The 22,031-nt window shown below is 34.2% G+C and carries 10 protein-coding genes; all 10 read right to left on the bottom strand.

Annotation, left to right across the window (positions count from 1 at the left end):
* Positions 1 to 122: 122 nt before the first annotated feature.
* The 10 genes from GKZ88_RS13315 to GKZ88_RS13270 all read right to left on the bottom strand — a co-directional run bounded on the left by GKZ88_RS13315 (position 123) and on the right by GKZ88_RS13270 (position 21,544).
* On the bottom strand, positions 123 to 4,160 hold the full coding sequence (locus tag GKZ88_RS13315; RefSeq protein ID WP_155102858.1) for a two-component regulator propeller domain-containing protein: 4,038 nt from the start codon (positions 4,158 to 4,160) through the stop codon (positions 123 to 125).
* 58 nt (positions 4,161 to 4,218) lie between these two features.
* Positions 4,219 to 6,048 carry a metallophosphoesterase gene (locus tag GKZ88_RS13310; RefSeq protein ID WP_155102857.1) on the bottom strand — a complete coding sequence of 610 codons (1,830 nt, stop codon included), beginning with the start codon at positions 6,046 to 6,048 and terminating at the stop codon, positions 4,219 to 4,221.
* Between the two features lie 244 nt (positions 6,049 to 6,292).
* The gene (locus GKZ88_RS13305; RefSeq protein WP_155102856.1) at positions 6,293 to 7,141 is read right to left on the bottom strand and encodes a DUF4861 family protein; all 849 of its coding nucleotides are present in this window, start codon (positions 7,139 to 7,141) and stop codon (positions 6,293 to 6,295) included.
* 85 nt (positions 7,142 to 7,226) lie between these two features.
* A complete protein-coding gene (locus GKZ88_RS13300; RefSeq protein WP_155102855.1) occupies positions 7,227 to 9,023 on the bottom strand; it encodes a hypothetical protein in 1,797 nt (598 codons plus the stop codon).
* A gap of 84 nt (positions 9,024 to 9,107) precedes the next feature.
* Positions 9,108 to 9,674: a hypothetical protein gene (locus tag GKZ88_RS13295; RefSeq protein WP_155102854.1), complete on the bottom strand. Its 567-nt coding sequence runs from the start codon at positions 9,672 to 9,674 to the stop codon at positions 9,108 to 9,110.
* Between the two features lie 12 nt (positions 9,675 to 9,686).
* Positions 9,687 to 11,963, bottom strand: a complete 2,277-nt coding sequence (locus GKZ88_RS13290; RefSeq protein ID WP_155102853.1) for a GH92 family glycosyl hydrolase — start codon at positions 11,961 to 11,963, stop codon at positions 9,687 to 9,689.
* 44 nt (positions 11,964 to 12,007) lie between these two features.
* Positions 12,008 to 14,317 carry a GH92 family glycosyl hydrolase gene (locus tag GKZ88_RS13285; RefSeq protein ID WP_155102852.1) on the bottom strand — a complete coding sequence of 770 codons (2,310 nt, stop codon included), beginning with the start codon at positions 14,315 to 14,317 and terminating at the stop codon, positions 12,008 to 12,010.
* A gap of 135 nt (positions 14,318 to 14,452) precedes the next feature.
* A complete protein-coding gene (locus GKZ88_RS13280) occupies positions 14,453 to 16,063 on the bottom strand; it encodes a RagB/SusD family nutrient uptake outer membrane protein (protein WP_155102851.1) in 1,611 nt (536 codons plus the stop codon).
* 19 nt (positions 16,064 to 16,082) lie between these two features.
* Complete coding sequence (locus tag GKZ88_RS13275; RefSeq protein ID WP_155102850.1) at positions 16,083 to 19,091, bottom strand: TonB-dependent receptor; 3,009 nt, start codon at positions 19,089 to 19,091, stop codon at positions 16,083 to 16,085.
* 272 nt (positions 19,092 to 19,363) lie between these two features.
* Entirely contained in the window at positions 19,364 to 21,544 is a 2,181-nt protein-coding gene (locus GKZ88_RS13270) for an alpha-N-acetylglucosaminidase (protein WP_155102849.1), read from the bottom strand.
* Positions 21,545 to 22,031 lie beyond the last annotated feature (487 nt).

Raw genomic sequence — 22,031 nt, 5'->3', positions numbered from 1 at the left:
GCAGATGACACAGATTTAAATCGATAAAACGGATTTTTATATTAAATCGGTGAAAGTCCGTTTAATCCGTTTTATCTGTGTGCTTTGTCTTATCTGTCCGAGCGGGCAGGCATATTACAAAATCAGCTCGTAATTAACTTACTTGGCGGGAAACCAAACTGCTTTTTAAAGCATCTACTGAAATATAGAGGATCATTAAAGCCAACTAATTCTGTAACTTCAGATACATTATATCTTTTTGTTTTCAAAAGCTGTGCTGCTTTTTTCAAACGTATGGTTCTAATAAATTCGTTTGGAGCCAAATCTGTAAGCTCTTTAATTTTTCGGTAGAGTTTTGAAGAACTTACACCTAATTTATCACATAGAAATTCTGTAGACAATTCAACTTCGCTTAAATTATCATTTATTAAACCTGTGATTTTTTCCATAAATTCTTCGTCGATAGGAGAATGTGTCAGCAAACCAACTTTGCTTTCTACTTCGCCTGAGAATTTTTCTTTTAACTCTAATCTCGATTTAATGATATTTTCAATAACCGTTTTTAGCAATGAAGGCTCAAACGGTTTTACAATATAGCCGTCGGCACCAACGCCGTAACCTCGGACCTTATCATCGTTTTCAGAAAGTGCGGTCAATAAAATAACTGGAATATGACTGATAAATTCATCTCTTTTCAATTCCTCACAAAATTCTAGTCCGTCCATTACGGGCATCATAACATCGGCCACACAAAGGATTGGTTTAATTTGTCTGCATAATTTCAGACCTTCCATTCCGTTTTCGGCTTCATAAACTTTGTAATAATCAGATAAATAATCTACCAGATATTTTCTTAGTTCGGTATTATCTTCTACTACAACTATTTTTTGTTTCAATTCAGTATTCTGGAGAATCTTTTTCACCGTTTTCTCTGGAATAGACATGCTTTGATTATCATTTTTCAAAACAAATTCAAATGCTTCTTTATCACTGTAAAAACTGCGATCGATTGGCAATTCAACAGTAAAAATACTTCCTTCGCCTTCTGTACTTTCTAATTTAATTGTTCCTTTATGAAGTGCCACCAACGATTTCACTAATGACAAACCAATTCCTGATCCCGTATTTTGATCCTTATTGCCTTTAACCTGATAAAAACGCTTGAAAATTTTCTCCTGACTTTTTAAGGGAATACCAATTCCATCATCACTTACTTCAATAATTAATCTGCCTTCTTCTCCATCTTTAAGCCTCATGAACAAGTCAACATTTCCGAATTTATTCGTAAATTTTAAAGCATTGGATAATAGATTGTATAAAATTTTATCATACTTATCATTATCAACCCAGCCCGTAAGATTTTCGTTTTCGGTATTAAAATTTAATGTGATGTTTTTATTGTAAGCCAGTTCTTTAAAGGATTCAAAGATATTTTTAGAATAAGAGATAATATCTGTCTCCGAAACTTTAAGTTTTAATTCGCCAGCCTGAGCACGTCTAAAATCTAAAACCTGATTCACAAGATTCAGCATTCGGCTTGCATTTTGATGAATCAAATTGTACCTGCTTTTTTGATAATCGCTTGCATTCCCTTCTTCTAATAATTGTTTGGCAGGGCCTAAAATTAAGGTCAAAGGCGTTCTTAATTCGTGCGAGATATTAGTAAAAAAACGAAGTTTTTCATTGTTGAGTTTAATATCCTGTTCACGTTTAATTTTTTCAGTTAATAATTCTTGTTTTAAGCGAATACGGTTTCTAATTTCTTTTCGAACAAAATAAAAAATAACCGACAAAAGTATCAGAAACAGAAACAATGCAAATGGCGTCAACCAAAAAGGAGGCTGAATTACAATTTCATAAGAAACGACTTTGCTCCAATGTCCGTCACTATTACTCGATCTGATCTTAAAAGTATAGCTTCCTGGATAAAGATTGGTATACTGAACCGTTCTTGAACTGCTATTTGTCGTAATCCAATCTTTATCAAAACCTTCCAGCATATATTCAAACTTATTAAGTTTTTCATTTGTAAAAGAAGGCGTCGAAAACTGAAGCGAAAAATCGCGGTTTTTATAATTTAGTTCGATCTTTTTGCTGTAATTCAAATCAGATGAAAGCGGTACTTGCCCGTTAATTTCGGCTCCCGGAACAATCTCTTCATTCTGAATTTTAAATTCAGTAATTACTGGCGATGGCGACCATTTATTATTGATTATTTTATCCAAAGAAAAATAAATAATACCGTTTTTAGTCCCTAAATAAATATTGGAACTGTTAAAATTGAAAAAACTGCTGGAACTAAAAACATCCAGTCTGTTCCCGCTTTTTACATGATAAACGTTTACATCTTTTAAATTCGAATTAAGTCTTGCAACCGTATTGTTGTTGATATTTAGCCATAAATTCCCCTTACTGTCTGACAACATATCTGTTATCCAGTTTCCTGATAACTCTTTGGGATTTGTAAGCGGAATGAAATTATCTTTCGAAGGCGAATAAAGACATAACCCAACACGCGTAGAAGCCCAAATTCTTCCTTTTATATCAACTAAAACATCACTAATATTATCATCGTGCGGTATACCTTTTTCTTGAGCATAAAGCGATTTGTAGATTTTTATATTGCCTGTTTTTGTATTGTATTTTGCTGCGCCAGTTTCGGTCGCAATCCAGACATTATTGTTTCTGTCTTTTTCAATAGCATTAATTTGAAAACCAGGAAGCAATTTACCCGTAGCACTTTGTACTTGCAAAGTCTGTGTATTCAATATCACTGCTCCTTCACCAAAAGAGCCAATCATAATGGTTTTATCATCAATCTTGCTAAATGCAAAAACCGGTGTTGTAGTAAACCCAACATTCACTTCTTTTGACGAATTGGTCAAATAATTATACACCAAAACATTCCCATTCCAGAGTCCGCAGTAAAATATTTTTCCGTCATCAGAATAAATACTTACCATGTCTTTTTTGTTGTTGTATAATGGTGCAAAACCTTTTGCATTAGATATAAAAAGTCCGTCGTGTCTTGTTTCGACAATTACTTTTCCGTCATACGTTTTTGCAAACCCTCTGATTCTAGGAGATTGATTTCCAATGTAATGAGAAATATCTTTATTGAGAATAAACTGGTTTTCGTACGGATCATATTTATCTAATCCATCTTCGGTACCAATCCATAAAACGCCTGAAGCATCAAAATATAACGCCGATACCAAATTGTCAACTATCGAAGTATCATCAGACAATATCGAATAATACCATTTATAATTCCCTTTTTGAATGTCTTCTAACTGATTACAAACCAATAAACCGCCAAGTGTTCCAACCCAATATTTTCCGTCTGGAGCTTTAGCGACTGACAGAAAATAAGGTCCCAAATTGTTTCTAATCTCTTTGTTTTCTATATAAAGATTTACAAATTTATTTGCTGCTTTATCCAGTTTATAAAGGCCTTCGCGGGTTCCTATAAAAATATCCGACTTTGCATCTTCATAAATAAAATTAATGTATGGATTTTTTTCCGCTGAATTGGGAACCAATAACGTATAATTATTTATGCGGACAATTTCACCTTTTGCATCTAAGGTAATTTTTGCGACCGATCCGGTTTCATAACTTCCAACCCAGATTCCGCCGTTTTTGTCTTCAAAAATTTCATTTACATATTGAAATCCTGGAATCGAAACTTTTTCAAAACGGTTTTCTTTTTGAAAAAACATATAAACTCCTTTGGTTTTGGTTCCTACCCAAATCCTTTTGAATTTATCCACATGTACGGCTCTAATTTCTTCATCAGGCAAGCTTTTTGAATTGTTTGCCTGAGGCAAAAATGTTGTAAATTCGTTGGTGTCGATTTTATAAAGTGTCAGTCCTTTTCTGGTACCAATCCATAAATTGTTTGAACTTTCATCAAGATCTAAAGCCGTGATATCATCATTATGCAATCTGTTTTCACTTGCCGAAGAACTCATGTATTTTTTAAACTGATATCCGTCAAAACGATTCAGTCCAGAGAATGTACCAAACCACAAAAAACCTTTTTTATCCTGAACAATATGACGCACAGAATTGTGTGACAGTCCGTTGTTGTCGTTATAATGATCAAATTTAATATTCTGAGAATGAGAATAATAAACAAAAATCAAACAAAAGAATAATATAAAGGAATTCTGTTTCATACAAAGAATTATATATGCAAGCTAATTATTTTTCGGCATTTAAAATCTTAAGATCTATTTAAGGTTTTATACGCTCTATAGTGTTGTTTTTTAAGTTGATTTTAAAATGATTTGAAGGCTGGCTGTTCATTGTCTTTAAAAATATTTTTGCCCATAAAACCAGTTTTTCATCGTCAGCTTTTTCAAGTTGTCTGCAAACGATTTGATATTGTTTTAATCTATTAAGACCAATTTCAGGAACCGCTAATTCATCCGCATTTTTTAATCTGTAAAAATCGAAAATCATATCAAGGCCTTTCCATGATTCAAAATTGTCAAGCTTTAAATTACGCTCCGATACTTCTTTTTCTATTTCTGAACTATTTTTATTGATCACTAACAAATCTTTGCCTGAAAGATTTGCAAACGACGCTAAGAATTTGACTGGAAAATCTTCTGGCAAAAACCGAAGACGCACTAATTCTTTTAAATGCCATTGTGTAAAATCCTCATAATCTTTAGCTTTCAAAATACCCTTATTCCAAATAGCGGGGCTTTTTATATTCTGTAAATGAGCATATTCTTCTTCGTAAAAAGGAAATAAACCATTAAATTTCGGAACAGAACCAACCACTACAGTTTCAATCTCAAAATCAGAATTTGAATGAATGGTAAGTATTTTATAAGCCGGTTTGTAAGCTGCTAAAGATGGAGTTTGAATATTGAATAATGTATTTCCGTTTGCCGATGTTTTAACTCCAGTATCGTTAATATGCATGTGTCCGCCAAAGTGAATCTGAATGCCAGCATCTGCAAATACCTGCGCTACTTCTTCTTCAGGAACTCTTGACAATTGCATTTTATCTGATCCAAAAAGATTTTTCATTTCTGCTGAGGCATTATCGTTAAAATCAACCATCGGATAATGACTGAAAGCAATCAGTATTTTTCCTTTTTGTTTGGCTTCCGCCGAAACTTTTCTGACCCACTCGATCAAGTGTTTTTTATAAATAAGAACGTTATTATAACCTATGCTTGCTCCTGAAAAATCATTTGGATTATTGGGTAAACCAGATAACTTTTCGTTAGGAACATAAGCATTCGCATCAATTGCCAGAAGCCATATACCTTTTGTTGGTTCAACTAAATAACTTGCATCTGGAAGAAATAGATTAGTGCCTTTTACAGCATAAATTCTCTTTTCTAAGACTGATTCATTTACTGCTTTATCAAAACTATAATCGTCATAGGAATAACTTGAAAAAGGTGTTTCCCAATACAAAAATTCTTTTCTTGGAAAAAATCCAAAACTGGCCATTTCATTCAAAGTCTCTTTATAGCCTCCATTTTTTATATCTGATGTAATAATGGGTTCTAACTGATTTTCTTTAGCTTTTAAAATACTTTTAGAACTGCTGATAATTTGTTCGTTGCCATCTTTTCCTAAAAAATCCGTTTTCGCTGCATCTTGAGCAAACGGTTTTGGTGCATCATGATTTCCAGTTGTTACAAAAAATGAGATACCATATTTTTTTGAATATCCATCCAGAATCTTTCTTAAACCTCTAATGTGAACTGGCTGTCCGTCATCGCTGAAATCACCCGGAAGCGCAACTTGTTTAATACCTCTTTTTGAAATATCGTCTAGAGCCGCAATAAAAGCAAAATAATTTTCATTGAATATTCGAGTCGAATGCAATTGCGAATTCATCGTTCGAATATTGGCATATTCTCCAGTTATAGGATTCTTGATTCCTTGATAATTATTATCCTGAAATTTCCCGAAAATGTCACCTAAATGAGCATCGGCAATAAAGGCAATTTGTTGCGATTTTCTTTCTTCTGGTTGTTTAATTTTACATCCATGCAAGGCAAACAAAAGCAATATTAAGCACGATATTCTAAACATGTAATTTTATTCTTTTTTATGACTATTCGTTACTTGTACCAATTTTTAAAATGGCACGCGGATGACACAGATTTAAACCGATAAAAACGGATTTTTATATTAAATCGGTGGAAATCCGTTTAATCCGCGTTATCTGCGTGCTTTCTTGAGTTATTTAGTACGTTTTTTGCCGACAATCATAATCTCATTTATATAAAACCTAGTTTCTATGTGTTAAAAAGAGACTTAACGAAACATAGCAATACTATTTTATGTAAGCTTCCAGTTTATCCAAAGTATTTAATTCCTGTTCTCTGGCGCTTGAAGAAATGATTTGCGTTTCTAAATTTTTTGTTGGTTTAGAAATCAGCAAATACTGTGTCCCGTCGTCTGTTGTTTTTTCATAATCTTTAGGATTATACTTAATTGCAGCTCCAATTTCGATAACTTCGGCAGCAACATCTTCAGGGTGTTTTCCCCAAACGGCAATATAATTTGTTCCTTTTTTAGTTTGAAAATCTTTAAAATAATTTACTCCAGTAGCAAATTGTACTTTTTCTCCAGTTAAACTAACCGCTTCAACTTTAGCTTCTCTTTTTCCAGAAAATACAGTTACTCGAACTAAAATATCAACTTTTTTTCCTTTGTACGGAACTCCTTTTGAAATCATTTCCATCCATGAAGTCGTGTCTGTTTTGCCAACACGTGCCAAACGATTCGTCACTGGATTTAACGGAACTAATTTTTCTCCATCCCAAAGTTTCACCCCTCCTAATCCTACAGTTGATGCCACTTTATAATAATCAGCTCCCCAGCCTTCTTTTTGCTGTTCTGGTGTTGGATACCAATGTGCCGCTTTTAATTCTAAACCTGGTTTTGCTTTAGAATAAACGTCAATAGCCACTTTATCACTAAAATAGATTCTCAAAGCCATCCATTCATTTTCGACTGCTGGTCCGTGATGTCCAATTGTTTGATATAAATCGCCTGATTCTGAGCCAATATCAGTCAAATAGGTAACTTTATCCGACTTCATATACAAACTTGTGTCGGTTTTATTTTGTGCAAAACAAACACAGCTAAACATAAGTGCGGTCAAAAAAGGTAATTTCATAATTTCAATTATTTATAGTTTTAAATTTAATTTTCGTAAATTTAAACTAACATTTTAATACTTTCACTATTACGCAAACGATTTCTCAAGAAATAGTCATTTTGTGATAAAATGGCGTAAATCCGGTAATATAAACATGTTCGCCACTAGTACGCAGACTGCCTTGATGATAGGTATATTCTTCGCTGTCTAAATTTTCAACGCTATAATGCTCACATTTTCCAGGGCCAAATTGTATTGCATCTCCGGTCGCTGAAGCTTCTCCAGATCCCGATTTTAGAAAATAATTCTTTTTACCGTCTTGTTCTGTTCCCTTTATCACAATTCCTTCGCTAAAACACATTTCAATGGTAACTTCAACATTTGGCGGACCGTCTACTTTAAAATCTAAATTTAAAGTGCCATTATTCTCTGTGATTTCAATTACTGTAGTCTGCAATTTTACGTTGCTTTTAACTCGTGAATCAAAATCCATTTTATTCCAAAAACGGCCATCTGGTGAAGGTGATAATTTATAATCTCCATCGGCTTTGCGAAATTCTGGAGCAAGAGGCTGGTAATAATCGCCTTCTTTGGTTTCTTTCAAAATATATTTGTTTCCTTCTTTTACAATTCCGTCACTGCTAAAATATCCCAGTCTGAAAAATGAAGTAGAAAGACGCATATATTTTAAGATTGCGTCTCCTTTGCGATACATTAAAAAGTTTGGATTTGAGGATCTTCCCGAAACAATTTGTAACGGTTTATCATTTCCTCCAAATAATGTCATCGAAGCTTTTCCACGTCTGATTCTGGCTAAATTTGAAACTGCAAAATATTTCTCGAAGTCATTTGTAACTTTGCCTTCAACAGAAATCTCTCTTTGAAGCTCTGGATTTTCCATAAAAAAAGCCAAAGAATCTGGGAGAATGTCGGTAGTAAATTCTGGAAGACTTTCGATAAGTTTAACCATGTACACAAACATTGGATTCTTGGTATGAATAGCCATGTATCTGTACTGCAGATAGAATTTGTTTACTTTGATATTCATAAATTGATCCTGTCTTTTTGAATCAACTGTTACCAAATCGCCATTTGTTTCGGTATAATAAAAATAAGTTGTCAAATTTTTATTTACGATATCTAATAACTGCGGTCGATGCAGTAATCGCGCCATTGTAATCAGTGCTTTATCAATTACGGCAGAATATACCCCGCTTCGCTCTGAATAATGTCCATCTTCATTCAGGTAAATTCCTTCGGCGAGCCATTGGTCAATTCTTTGCACATATCTTGCATCTGGATAAAGTGAATTTATATTGGCCAGCGCCGCACAAATTACCCATCGGTGATTTGGAGTATGAACGCCGCCGGTAATCATTGCTTCGCCGGCATTTAAAATGAACTTTTTTAATTTATCACTTATAACTGCTAAATCTTTTTGTTTGGCTGTATGCAACAAAACCGCTGCAGGAAAAATGTATTCTAAAATAAAAGCTGTATCGGGAGGTGATTGCCTGTTTCCTCCGGCATCCAGAGTACCATCGCTGTATTGTTCTTTCAGTAAAATATCTATAGCCTGATTCATTTTTTGAGCGACAGATTCAGATTTATAATATTCGGATTTTGAATTGGATATCGAAGCTGCTAAAACTGTTACAGCACCCGCTATTGGTCGAAAATTACTGATTCTGATTCCTGGTTCTGTCAGTTCTTTACTTAATATGATTTTAACTTTGGCATCATTGCTCGAAATGAGCTTTTGCATCAATAAAACATCTTCTTTTGCAGGATTATTATTTGAAAAAAAATCATTGGCAAAAGCTAAGTCACTTACTAAAGTTCCTGCCAGCGAAAGGCTTCCCAGCCTAAGAAATTCTCCACGGCTCATTTGATTTTTCATAAAATCTCATTTTGGTTGTGATAGTTAATAGTTTGCGTGCCGAATTGTAAAACCATTGGTCAGATGGTTCTTTTTTTTGATAAATTACTTATCTACAATTTTCACAAGCGTAAAATTTATTCCTAAAGGATTTTCGGTTATTTTACAGATTAAAGGAAAATTCGGATTTTTGATAATCCACATTTCGGTTTTATCAATTTGTGCTACAACATGAAAAGCATCAATTGTTTTTCCTTCTAAAACTACATTGCCTTTATCTGTTTTTTCGTCCAAAACATAGGTTGTATTATTATAAACGAACTTTTTATTTTTCACTAAATCTTGATAAGCCGATTGTGAAATCATAAAAAATGTCTCGTTCGGTTTTAATGCTAAAACAGGTGAAAATTCACCTTGATTAAAACTTAATGCATTTCCATTTTTCAATGCGCTTTGGCTGGTAATAATACTGCTTTTTACGCCTCTTGTTTCTAAATTAAACACAAGCGTGTCTTTCGACGTTTTAGTCAAAAGTGATAAAGACCTTGTTTGCCCATGCAATTTGCAGACGTAATTTAGCTCTGTATTATTTTTAATTGACGGCACATAATTTTGTGAAAATCCGAATTGGAATGATGCACAAAAAAGAATTGCTAAAATTGTATTTTTCATATGATGAATATTTTATTTTTTTGGTGGTAAAATTGTTGTTCCCCAATTTGAAGGTTTTGAATCCATTTCATAACTTAATTCACCTCCTTTAATAATATCATCGTGAGAAATCCATGCTTTGTTGTATGGTTTTCCGTTTAAAGATGCGGTCTTTATATATTTATTTTTAGCACTCATGTTTTTAGCGGTAATCTTAAATTGATTTCCATTTTCCAACTGAATACTTGTTTCTTTAATAAATGGCACATTCAGCAAATAATAAGGCTGACCCGCATTTGGGTATAATCCCATCATGTGAAAAGCAAGCCAAGATGACATTGCTCCCGAATCGTCGTTTCCAGGTAAACCTTCAGCAGAAGTATTGAAATTATTCGTGATAATTTCGTGAATTCTGTCACTGCTCAAATAAGGTTTCCTAATCCAGTGATACAAACAAGGCGTTAAAAAGGAAGGTTCGTTGGCAACATTGTACAATTTTGAATCAAAAAAGGTGTCCAGTCGTTTTTTGAACGCTTCTTCGCCTCCAGATTTACGAACAAGTTCAGGGACATCATGAGGAATGCTGAATGAATATTCCCAAGAAGTTGCTTCGTAGAAAAATACGCACCAATGGCAAACATACCAAGGCGACTCAATAATTACAGGCGTATATTTAAATGTTGGTTTTTGAATTTTTGATTCTCCAAAAACAATATCATCCAGCCAATTTCCAGACGCGTCTTTTGGCATAATAAAGCCTTTCGCTCCATTGTTTTCATAATCAGAACGCCATAGATTTTGCCAGCTGTCGGCCTGTTTCATGTATTTATCGTATAATTCCGTATAACCCAATCCCTTTGCGACTGTTGCAATATTGTAATCATTGTAGGAGAAATCAATTGTCATGTTTCCTGCTCTCGGAACGTTGTAAGGCACATAACCTAAACGCAAATACTCCATCAATCCGCCTCTTCCTTCTTTTTCTTCATTTCCTCCGGGAGGTACCGTAGCATCTTTCAACATTGCTTTTAATGCTAATTCATAATCGATTCCTTTTAGATTTTTCACAAAAGCATCTGCCACAACAACCTCAGCATTTGAACCGCCTTGTGTACGGCCGTTATCATTGCCGCTTCTACCTTCAGGCATATAACCTTCACGTTTATAAATGTTTAATAAGGCATTTACAATTTCAACCTGACGCTTAGAATCAATTAATGTAATCAGTGGACTTGAACTTCTGAAAGTATCCCAAATACAGTAAAAATCATCATAATAAGGCTCATCGTTTGTCCACAATGGATTTTCACCTGTTCGGTTTACTGGTGCTAGCATCGTGTGGTATAAGCCTGTGTAAAACATTTTTTTATACGCTGGAGATGTATCTTCTGAAAGCTTGATTCGGCTTAATAAAAGCTCCCATTTGTTTTCTAAACTTGTTAATACCGCATTAAAATCCCAATGCGGAATTTCAACCTCGATATTGTTTTTTGCTTTTAATTCGCTCAAGAACGAGATTCCGATTTTTACATTCAATTCTTGTTTTCCTTCTTTTCCAAAAGAAAGCAATGTCGCTGTTTTTTTTCCTGAATCAAATTGAGCCGTTTTATCGCTATAAAATTTACCGTCTTTCCAAGTAACATATTTTGCAATTGGCTGATCAAAAATAGCCCAGAAATAAACCGTATAAGCGCGTCCATTATTCCATCCACCACGGATTCTGCTGTAACCTCTAACTTCATGATCTGAAACAATTTCGATTTGTGAACCTACAAACTGCTGTGCTTCTCTTCCATCTGGTTCAGGTGATTCTCCCAAGAAAAATCCGGGATCGATTTTTAAATCTTTTGATGCATTTTTTGGATATGTAATTCGGTAAAACGCAGCTTTTTCAGCTGTTGTTATTTCAGTTTTGATATTATTTTCTTTGAAAACAGTTTCATAATATCCCAATTTTACATTTTCTTCAGCTCTATGTGAAGTTTGATCCAGTTTATCTAAAGTTCCCGAAAATGGCATAATTTGGATATTCCCGTATTTAGGACCTCCACCAGTTCCGCTAACATGAACTTGGCTGAATCCTGTAACTTCTTTTGGCAAAGCAAGCCATCCACTGTTTGAATTTACCGTACAATCTGGACTCGGTTTTACCATTCCGTACGGACAAGAAGGACCGACAAAAACTCGACCAACACCTTCTGACCCAATCATTGGATCTACGTTATTGTGAACCTGATTTTGTGCATTAATGGTAATGGTAAAAAATGATGATATTCCTAAAAAAAGTATAGTCTTCGTATATTTTTTCATCTGCTTATTTTATACTTTAATTGTTGTTTTATTTTAAAAATCTACTATTCCGGTTTATTAGCCATTTCTAAAATTAATTCGCCTCCGCCTGTAATATCTTTATGAGAAATTGTAAAATTCTCGACAGGTTTAGTATTGAATTTTGTTTTGCTTATATAAATATTTTCTGCACTGTTATTAACAGCTTCAATTACAAACTTTTTGCCTTTGTAATAATCCGGATTTAATTGAATGGACACTTTATTAAAAATAGGGCTTCCTATTTGATACACTGGATTTTCATCTGTTCCGCCATTCATTTGAAACAAACCAATCTTGAGCAATACGTTCAGACTTCCCATTAAACCTTGATCTTCATCGCCATTGTAACCCGTTGTTGGAGATAATCCGCTGAAAGTTTCTTTTATTACTTCACGTGTCCAATATTGCGTTAAATCTGGTCTTCCAATTAAATTAAAAACAAAAGAGGTTTGAATGGAAGGCTGATTTCCAAAATTAATTGGAATTCGGCTAAACTCCGGATGTAATTCTGCATCATGCGAAGTACCAGAGGTAAATTTCATTTTTTTGGCCGTTTGAAATTGCGTATTCAATTTTTCCACTGCTTTTTCATTTCCTCCCATCAATTTAACCAAACCATCAATATCATGCGGTACAAACCAAGTTGCCTGTGCGCCATTGGCTTCTATAAAACCATTTTCATATTTATACGGATCGTAATTTGCAAGCCATTTCCCATCAACATTTTTAGGACGCATCCATCCAGATGATTTGTCAAAAACATTTTGATAATTTTGAGATCGAGCTAAAAAATATTTATAGTCATCTTCATGATGTAACTTCTTAGCCAATTGAGCCAAAGTCCAATCCTGATACGCATACTCTAATGTCTGGCTGGCACCGTCCTGATGACTTCCAAATTGCCCTTCAGGAAGCGGATAAGGAACATATCCTTTTTCTAAATAATATTTCAATCCTCCTCCACTATCTGTATTATGCTCGTATCCGGCTTTTCCCATAATACCATTCAGCATATGATTTTTCTTCAAAGCGATATAAATTGATTCTAAATCGTCTTTTACAATTCCTTTTTGAACAGCAGTAACAATAAAAGGCGTAGTCGAAGCTCCGGTCATTACGTACGTATCGTTTCCTCCTGCAGGTCCGCGCGGAATCATTCCTCCATCTTTATAATATTGCATTAATGAATGTACAAAATCATCCATGATTTCAGGATAAGCGAGTCCCCAGAGCGTGTTGATTGTCCATTGCGCTCCCCAAAACGAATCAGAATTGTATTGATTGAACTTTGGTTTTCCTTTCGCATCAACTGGTAATTGCCCAATTCTGAACTTTTCTCCAGTATTATCTGGATAGGCACCATTTGCATCACTTATCATTTTTCTTCCCTGCAAAGCATGCCACAAATCGGTATAAAACCTTCTTTGATCATTTTCAGAACCGCCTTCTATTTTAATTCTTCCAAGCAGGCCATTCCATTCTTCACGCGACGCTTCAACTATTTTATCAAAATCCCAACTTGGCAATTCATCTTGAATATTAAATGAAGCATTTTCGATTGACGTATACGAAATACCAACTTTCATCAATATTTTTTTATCAAAATTACCAAAGTTAACCAAGTAATTTCCTGTTTTAGAATCTTTCTCTACAGAAGTAATCGGCGCATTTAATTTAATTTTAAAGAATACTTTTAAGGGTTTTGGACGTCTGAAATTAGTACTTAAAATCAATGAACCTGAAAGTTCATTGTCGTTATTTTTTTCTAAAATGCCGTCTGTATTTTCGCAAGGCCCTAAAATCGTATTCAGATTCAAAAGAATTGCTTTTTGAGTATTGGCAGGAAAAGTATATCTGTGAAAACCAACTCTTTTTGTACTCGTCAGTTCTGAAGTAATTTGATATCTGTCAAGTATAACCAACTGATAACCCGGAGTTATTTTTTCTGTTTCATGACTAAATTTAGAATAAAAATCCTTAAAGATCTCTTTTCTGTTTTCGTTAGAAACTACTACCGGCATTACTGAAAGTCCTGACATTTGCCATTCATGAACATGGCTGAATCCTTTTATGGTATCTGTGTCAAATTTATAACCACAACCCCAATCACCTTTAATTTGTGTATCAGGACTTAAATTTACCATCCCAAATGGACGGCTCGCGGATGAAAAGTAAAACCATCTTGAGTTTTGAGTATCAAGCAAAGGATACACCTTATCTACCAATTCATTTTTTTGGAGATAAGCTGTTTTTTCACTTTGGCACGATACTAAAAAAATAAGACATAAACTTATTCCTAAATATCCAATTTTATAAATTTTGCTTAATTCCATTATTTTGTCCTAAAAAAGTTTTGAACTTTCTATTTGCTGCTTTTAATAAAAAAAGGAGAAGAATTTTTTCTCTTCTTCTCCTTTTATAAAAAATTCATATCTATTTGCAATTTGCAGTTTTGATCAATTTATATTCTAATATCCAGGATTCTGGTCTAGCTTAGGATTTAAAGCTTTAGCGTAAGTTGGAACTGGAAAAATACGACGAGTAATATCCGAATTTGTTTTAAAGCCCCATTGACCTTCATATTTGCCAAATCGAATCATGTCATTTCTATGCCATGCTTCCCAAGCAAATTCACGGCTTCTTTCTTTGTACAGATCATCTAATGTTACAGCAGTCCATGCTGCAGATGTTGAACGATTAGAACGAACCATATTTACCAACGAAACAGGTGTATGTCCCAAAGTAGCATTTCCTCCACGAAGAATAGCTTCAGCTTTCATCAAGATAACATCTGAATAGCGTAAAAATGGAACATCGTTATTTTGGTTACGGCTTGTTGATGTATTATCAGGATAAAATTTAATGTTTCTATACCCCATATTCCATGCAATTTCATCATTCCCACAATCAAACAGTGCAGGATTTTGACGAAGAACAACATCAGGAGTTAAGTTTACCTGATATGTATAGGTTGCACCGCCATCTGATCCTGTATAAAATTGGTCATACCCTTTCTTTGTTGTAGTAACCATTACCGGAGTAACACCATCATTCATGTATTGCAGACCAGTTAACCATTGTTTATTACGAATGTCATTAGCATCATTAAAATAAGCGTAAAATGAAGGCAGCGTACTTCTTGGTGCACTAGGAGTAAATGGAAGTCCGAATTTTGCTCTTTCAGAACGTGGTACATCATAACGTGAATGATACATTTGCCCATTAAAACCTACTGATGTAGCTGAAGGATCAAAAGGTACAGCAAAAATAAATTCCTTCATTTGCGGACCATTATTTGGATAAAACATCTGAAGATAAGTTGCTCTAGGCTCAATAGAATACAAACCAGAATTAATTACAGCATCAGTTGCCGTAATACAATCGTTGTAACGTTGTGTTCCTGTATAAACTTCAGCATTTAAATACAATTTAGCAAGCATTGCATTTGCTGTTTGTTTATTTGGTCGGCCGTAAGTTGTTATTCCAGATGCAGGATTTAGATTAGGAATAGCATTTTTTAATTCTTTTTCAATGAAATTAAAAACTTCAACTCTACTAGATCTGGCTTTAGAACTAAATTCGCCAAATACCGTATCTAATGGCACACCGCCATAAGAATCCATCAACATAAAATAACTAATGGCACGCATTGTTTTTAATTCAGAAATCATTGTTGATTTTTCTGCACCTTTAGGCATATTTTTATCTAGAATAGCAATCGTCTGATTACTTGTTCCAATAACTCTTTCTGCCCAATCCCAAGGACCAACTCCATTATCTGCGGTCCAATCATGATAATGCTGACAAGCATAAGCTCTGTTGTCAAACCAGTTTCCTCCACGTGCAGGCATAATGGCTTCATCAGTAGTAATTGATTGTGACCACCACCAAGAAAATGCAAAATCGCCACGAAAAGCAGCATATACTGCACCAGATGATTGAATATATTGTGCCGAATTCTGAGGAAATACATCTGGCGTTAATTGTGTCGTAATTGGCACCTCAAGATCGTCGCAAGAACTTACTAGACCGCCGACTACAAGAAGAGGAAGTGCTAAATATTTAAGTATATTTTTCATAGTTTTTACAGTTTAATTTTTAAAATACCACGTTCATACCAAACAAAAATGTTGTGGTTTTTGGATAAAAGTTATTTGAATCTACACCAGGAGCTGTTCCTCCTTGTTCTACTTCAGGATCAATTCCGCTGTATTTTGTGATAACAAAAAGATTATTAACCGTTTCATAAATGCGGATTTTTTTAATATATCTGCCCACTTTCCCAAAATCGTAGCCCAAAGTCATATTATCCAATCGAATGTAGCTTCCATCTTCTATAAAACGAGTTGAATATTTGTAAGCATTAAGATCGTTTGGTGATTCATCTGCCGCAGACACAAGAATATTGTTTGTCATCGCCGTACTTGGTCTGAATAAATCAGCTTTCGTAGCATTGAAAATTTTATTGCCAAATACTCCACGGAAGAAAATATTCAAATCAAATTTTTTGTATGTAAAATTATTATTCCATCCCATCATAAACTTAGGCTGTGCACTTCCTGCATAATGGTAATCTACACCAATTTGAGGGTTCGTTGTCAAACTTCCATCTTTAGCAACATATTGAGAAACACCTGCTGCATTTTTTCCTGCATATTGAAGTGTAAAGAATTGTCCAAGAGGTTTTCCTTCTTTGAAAATCTGCAAAGTACTTCCTGTTTGTCCGCCTCCATCAGGCTGTACTCTTCGTATTGAGTCTCCTCCAATAAAATATGGATTTGTCAATTTCGTGATTTCGTTTTTGTTGTGTGAAAAGTTTAAACTTGTTGCATAACTAAAGTTTTTAGCCTTAACCACATTAGCATTCAACGTAACCTCGACACCTTTGTTTGACATGTTTCCACCGTTTGCAACGATTGTTCCTACTGGTACAAGCACTGGATTTACAGAATAGTTGTAAATCATATCGGTTGTTTTTTTGTCATAAACCTCTACAGATCCTGATAATTTTCCTTTTAATACTGTAAAGTCAAGACCAATATTGGCTGTTGCTGTTTTTTCCCAGTTCAAATCTGGATTTGCAGCCTGATTTGGTCCATAAGCTCCGACTTGCTGTCCGTTATAATAAAATGTACCTAAACTTCCTGAGATAAATTGAGCCGTGTAAGCATTAAATCCTGAAGAGTTTCCTGTTTGACCCCAGCTTGCACGAAGTTTTAAATCTGTAAAGATTTCTTGGTTAGCCATAAAACCTTCTTTATCAATTCTCCAAGCTCCACCTACTGATGGAAAATATCCCCATTGATTGTTTGCTCCAAATACTGACCCTCCATCTCTTCTGATTGATCCTTGTAAAAGGTATTTATCTTTGTAATTGTAATTTAAACGCCCAAAGTAAGAAATCAAACGTTTTTTCTGATACGCTTTGCTATCTCCAAAATCTACTCTATAACCTGAAACCGAACTATAATTCCCTAAAGCAAGATTGTTATAGCTCACATTGTCTACTGGGAAATTAGTATTTGTTGCTTGAAATCCATCTCCTAAAACATCTTCCTGCCATGAATAACCCACAACTGCTTTAAGTTTGTGATTTCCAAAAGCTTTATCCCAATTCAAGAAACTTTCGATAATTGTATTGTTGGTCTGGTATGAATTTCTCAAAGCTGATCCGTTTACACCAAAGTTTACTAATGTTTTTGTTTGAGGTGGATCTGGATTGTTATAGAAATTCGCACTATTATATTGCTGATAATAACTGTCATAATATTCACCATGCAATGAGTTTAATTGTTGGTAAGACAAATTCAAGTTATAAGTAAATCCCCAAGGAAGTTTTACTTCTGTAGTTAAACTAGCAACAAGGTTATTTGTTTTTGTATCATCATCTGCATGATTCATCATTGCAACTGGGTTAAAATAACCTGTCTGGATGAAATTTTCAAAATAACTTCCGTCAGGATTTGTTACAGGAGAAACTGGTAAATGATTTATCGATTGCTGCAATACTGTGTTACGCTGTGGTACATTACTGTATTTACTGTTTGAGTTGGTAACATTCAAACCAAATTTAACGTTATCATCAAAGGCATTTTGCTCAATTGCCAAGTGTGCAATTACGCGTGAAAACTCATTTCCTTGCAAAACTCCTTCTTTATTGATATAACTTACACTTGCAAAATAATTACCATGTTCGCCTCCACCGCTCATTGAAAGATTTTGAGTTGTTGACGGCGTGTAACCTGGTCTAAGAATTGCTTTTTGCCAGTCCGTATCTGCTCCTTTATCATTTTCAGGAGTAAAACTTAATTTATTTTTGGTTACAAAATCTCTCAACTGAGTTGCATTCATCATATCCAACTGATTTGATACTTTTTCAAAACCAAAATAATTACTGTAGCTAACTTGAGATCTGTCTTTGCTTCCTCTTTTTGTTGTTACCATAATTACACCATTTGCAGCACGATTACCATAAATAGCTGTTGCAGCGGCATCTTTCAATACATCAATTGTAACAATATCGTCAGGAGCAATAATAGAAATATCTACGCCCGGGATTCCGTCCACCACATAAAATGGCCCTTGAGAACTGTTTAACGTTGATGCTCCACGTAAAACCACTGAAGAAGCTTTAGTAGGATCACCACTTGTTGAAACATTCAAACCTGAAACCTTACCCTGAAGCAATTGACCAACATCAGCAATTACTCCATTATTTAAATCATCTGCTTTTACAGATGAAACTGCAGTTGTTAAATTTTTACGAGATCCTTTTCCGTATCCAACAACCACAACTTGTTCTAAGTTTGTAGTGGTTGAAGCTAATCTAATTGTAATATTTTGTGATCCATTAAGTTTAACGCTTTGATCAACAAACCCGACAAAAGAAACTAAAAGGGTTACATTTTTATTTGAAACAGTAAGTTTGAATCTTCCGTCAAAATCTGTCATGGCACTGTTTTTAGTTCCACTTTCAATTACATTGGCTGCTGGTAATGGCATGCCTTTGTCGTCCAAAACTACACCGGACACATCTGTTTTTTGTGCCCAGCAATTGAATGAGAGGCTTGTAAAAAACACTAATAATAATAGTTTAAGTTTTTCCATATTATATTTAAGTTAGTTAGTTAAATAATTGTTAAGCGAAAATAGAATTATGCTTTGTTTAATGAATGGACAGATTATTCATAAACATGGATATTTTTAATTATCCCAGCAAAATAAGGGTTTTCAGCGCTTATTTCTTCACAGTATATTGCTTTAAAAAAGTTAAATCTATTATAAAGCACTGCCTATTAAAAGTTATTAATTTATGATTGTTTTATAATTCTCACAAATCTTGCTGCCTGCATTTTTCAGCAATGTTTTAATTCTTTCAATTAATCCATTTTTGCACTTTCGCACCATTTTATCTCCCATTCATTTATAGCTTCAACCTCTTTCACTTCATCAAATGATTTGTTAGTGATAACTGATTCTCGTTGAGCCTCTAAAAACATTTTCCATCTTGGCCAATAAAATCCTTTATACATACCGCCCCATGCTCTTGAAGCATAATCATTTAAATGCCCATTTCCACCCCAAAGTGTTATTATGGTTTTTGCATTTTTCAAATATAATTTTGATTCTGATTCAGAACTTCCATAATTCCACGCCGATTCCAGCCAATTTTTCAAATTGTTTAAAGGCTGTCCCTTCATCATATTGTCTATTTCTAAAGCTTGTTTTTCTATCTTTTTAAATAATTCATCTCCTTTTTTCAAGTCTTTTGAATTGTAAGCCGCTACACATTCCATCAGCATATCATCAATACAAAGCGAATAATAATGTCTTGAGGCATCGATCAAATCATATTGAAAAAGATTCTTTTTATCAAAATTCTTAGCTTCTTTATTCAAAATATCCAAAGCCTGTTTCAGCTTTTCCTTATCGCCGGGATTTCCTTTAAATTCTGTTATTTTTAAAGTCGGTTTCTTAAAAAACAAATAAGCTCCCGCTTTATCATTCCACCAGCGTGTTTCCCAATATTTTGTACTGTAAACCGATTCAACCAATAATTGCCAAGCCTTAAGAACTTCAGCTGCATTGTCTTTGCCATATCTGGCTTTCAGATAGCGCTCTAGCCAATCATTTACGGATTCATTTCCCAGCGTCCACGGAAGATCATAAATATATTCGTAAACCGCAGCATTATTGTTCAAACCTTCCGGCATAACGCCGTAACCTACAACATTCCCTTTGTTTGTGTTTTTCATCAAACTAATAAGTTCATTTCTGTAGAAATTGAAATCTCCATAAACTGGATTAGATCCTCCATAATTATGAACATAACCGTATGTCCATTGTTTTCCGTAAAATGCCTCCTGATTTTCCCACACTTTATATCGATCATTCGCATAATCCTGAATAATCATTCGATCATTAGGAACTTTGCTAAGAAAAGCTCTTGTTGCTTCTTTCGTCCAAAATTCCTTATTATCTCCAAAAAGCCAGCCCTGCATTACCCATTTTGCTTTTGGAGCGGCTGCATCAATAGCTTCAAAAATTGTTTTTCCGTAATCTGCCAATTCTTCATTTTTATGTCCCTCTGAAACTGGAGGCACTATTTCATTAAAAGAATCTGCCAGATAAAAATCAGATTCACCATAGATTTTAGTATAAATTTCTATAAAACGTTTTCCAATCTCTTTAAACAACGGATCTTTAGAATCTAATAAGTAAGTACTTTCAAAACCTCCTCCCGACCAAGATTTTAATTCACTTATTTTTGAATCAGGATGTTTTTCTGCAAATGCTTTCGGAACATATCCGCTAAAAGCAGGCACTACAGGATGCATACCCAATGCTCTCATTTTTTTCAGAATCTTCTTTTGAACCTCTTCTTTTTTATTTATAAATTCTTGTGGCAATGGTCCATCAAGACTGTTTATATTTCCCATTCGCTGCCAAGGCAAAAATGCGGGTCCTGCAAAATGTTCTCTTAATTGTGCGTCTGTTACGCCATATTCTTTCCAAAGCAATTGCCAAACTGCTTCTTGTCCTTCTAAAGCTGTCGGCAAATTAATTCCATGCAATGCCATCCAGTCAATTTCTTTTTCCCAACGCTCCCAGTCCCACCACGGAGTTGTGTAACCAAAAGTACAGGCGTTCAAATATTCTCTATATTTAAAAGGAGTAGCTTCTTTTTTCGAATAAGCCGGCCAAGTTTTAGGCAAATTGACTCTGTTTCCTTCCCAACTCACTAAAACAGCACCAATATCTCTAAGAAAATGATAAGCCGCATAACAAATTACGGTATTTGATGTTCCTTTAATTTTTACTGTATTTGCTGTTGCTTCAACTTCAAACCAATCTGAATCAGTTTCTTTACTATCTATAATTTCCAACTTAAAATCGTTTGCCTTATTACCAATAAGCTTTTCGATTACAGCAAAAGAACTTTTTGTATTTTCCTTATTTTGAGAATACACATTGAAAATCAAAAAAAATAGTACAAGAAAATAAGTAAAAGTGCCGCCTAAAGCTGTCTCTTTTTTAATTTTCGAATAGTCTGTTTTCATATTATAACACATTTAAAAAATTTATTATTTATCATTAATAAAACCCGGCTGAAAATTGGCTGTGAATTAAAACTCCTGAATTTTAAAAGTTGATGTAGTCAGGTTTAAAAAAATTAAGGCTTAGATTTCAGATTCAGACTTATAAAAAAACAGGAGATTATTTTATTAATCTCCCATTTTAATAAAACCATAAAAAAACAAACTTAATTTTCCACATAAAAATCCAATGCCACTCTTAATGCCTGCAGTATGCAAACTCATTAGATTTTTACTTGAAGTAAAAGTATATATAGTGATTTTTTAAACAATGGACACATTATTCAACATCATAGACATTTTGCCCAAATGCCGGCTGTAAACACCTAAAAGCGATCTGAATTACACGTAATTTAATAGAAAACAATATTGAATCGAATTATACGATTTCTATTTTGCTTGACTAAACAAATGAATAAAACAAAACCGGAAACATTTTAATTATATAACA

The sequence above is a fragment of the Flavobacterium sp. LC2016-01 genome (genome assembly GCF_009711135.1).
Taxonomy (GTDB): domain Bacteria; phylum Bacteroidota; class Bacteroidia; order Flavobacteriales; family Flavobacteriaceae; genus Flavobacterium.
This window is presented reverse-complemented; position numbering and strand designations above follow the sequence as displayed.

Coding starts and splice junctions, on each gene's coding strand:
- GKZ88_RS13280 (WP_155102851.1), bottom strand. CDS start 16,063: ATGAAAAATATACTTAAATATTTAGCACTTCCTCTTCTTGTAGTCGGC.
- GKZ88_RS13305 (WP_155102856.1), bottom strand. CDS start 7,141: ATGAAATTACCTTTTTTGACCGCACTTATGTTTAGCTGTGTTTGTTTT.
- GKZ88_RS13285 (WP_155102852.1), bottom strand. CDS start 14,317: ATGGAATTAAGCAAAATTTATAAAATTGGATATTTAGGAATAAGTTTA.
- GKZ88_RS13315 (WP_155102858.1), bottom strand. CDS start 4,160: ATGAAACAGAATTCCTTTATATTATTCTTTTGTTTGATTTTTGTTTAT.
- GKZ88_RS13295 (WP_155102854.1), bottom strand. CDS start 9,674: ATGAAAAATACAATTTTAGCAATTCTTTTTTGTGCATCATTCCAATTC.
- GKZ88_RS13300 (WP_155102855.1), bottom strand. CDS start 9,023: ATGAAAAATCAAATGAGCCGTGGAGAATTTCTTAGGCTGGGAAGCCTT.
- GKZ88_RS13310 (WP_155102857.1), bottom strand. CDS start 6,048: ATGTTTAGAATATCGTGCTTAATATTGCTTTTGTTTGCCTTGCATGGA.
- GKZ88_RS13290 (WP_155102853.1), bottom strand. CDS start 11,963: ATGAAAAAATATACGAAGACTATACTTTTTTTAGGAATATCATCATTT.
- GKZ88_RS13275 (WP_155102850.1), bottom strand. CDS start 19,091: ATGGAAAAACTTAAACTATTATTATTAGTGTTTTTTACAAGCCTCTCA.
- GKZ88_RS13270 (WP_155102849.1), bottom strand. CDS start 21,544: ATGAAAACAGACTATTCGAAAATTAAAAAAGAGACAGCTTTAGGCGGC.